The organism is Brevibacillus sp. SAFN-007a (assembly GCF_051967035.1).
Taxonomy (GTDB): Bacteria; Bacillota; Bacilli; order Brevibacillales; family Brevibacillaceae; genus Brevibacillus.
The window spans coordinates 1-1,025 of sequence record NZ_JBQCKK010000059.1 but is presented as its reverse complement, the minus strand read 5'-3'; the positions used below and the strand labels follow the sequence as shown (position 1 = coordinate 1,025).

General features: G+C 49.0%; 1 protein-coding gene. It reads right to left on the bottom strand.

What is annotated here, in order from left to right; translation table 11 throughout:
- On the bottom strand, nt 1–1,025 hold a 1,025-nt coding region (locus ACTHO6_RS21185), incomplete at both ends, for an AAA family ATPase (protein ID WP_440243818.1).

Genomic DNA, 1,025 nt, shown 5'->3' with positions numbered 1-1,025 from the left:
GGACTGAGGACAAGAATATCTGCAGCGGTGTATCCAAGCTGCGTAAACCTCACGACGCTGTTCCGAATCGTAGCAGCGATCTCTTCCGGCTTTTCCCGCTGGATGAAGTAAAAGTCTTGTTTCGCTGGATCAATGACAATTGACTCGCCTTTATTGATCCGGTGAGCATTGGTAACAATCTGGCTGTTTTGCGCCTGGCGAAAGACTTCTGTGAGCCGCACGTGCGGAACGCCAGCGTCCAACATATCTTTTAGTACATTTCCTGGGTTCACGGAAGGGAGCTGATCCTGATCCCCTACCAGTAGTACTTTCGTTTTGTTCGGGTTGATCGCTCTAAACAACAGATCGGCCAGCTGTATGTCCATCATGGATATTTCATCGACGATAAGTAAATCTGCTTCAAGCGGATTGCTCTCGTTGAATTCTGGCTCTTCGCCTGGTCGGAAGTTAATGAGTCTGTGAATGGTGGCCGCATCCAGTCCGGTTACCTCCGTCAGTTTGCGGCTGGCCCGTCCTGTCGGTGCAGCCAAAGCAATACTTGCCACTGGGTTAAGCCGTTGATACACATCAATGACGGCTTTTACGCTTGCGGTTTTCCCGCATCCTGGACCACCGGTTAAGATCAACAGGTTTTCAGTGAACAACTTCCGGATCGCCTCACGTTGTCCTTCCGCCAATACGATTTTGGAACGTACCTGGTAGTCTTTGATGGCAGTATCGATAGCAGCCATGTTTACGTTGTTACTGCCGCTTCGCATAAATTTGAGCAGGAGTTGGGCCAGTCTCTTTTCGGAGCGATACAAAAAAGGAGGATAGACTCCCTCTTCCTCAATGATGAGGCGGCCGTTTTCCTCCAGCTGAAAAATCCCCTGTTCTACCTCATCCCGTGTAATGTATACGTCCGTGTTGTGGTTGAGAACCTTCAGAACCTCATCGATCAACTCTGCTTCTGGAATGAAGCAATGGCCAAAATCGAAGCACATCTTTTTCAGAACATAATCCACACAGGATTCAATCCGGAACAT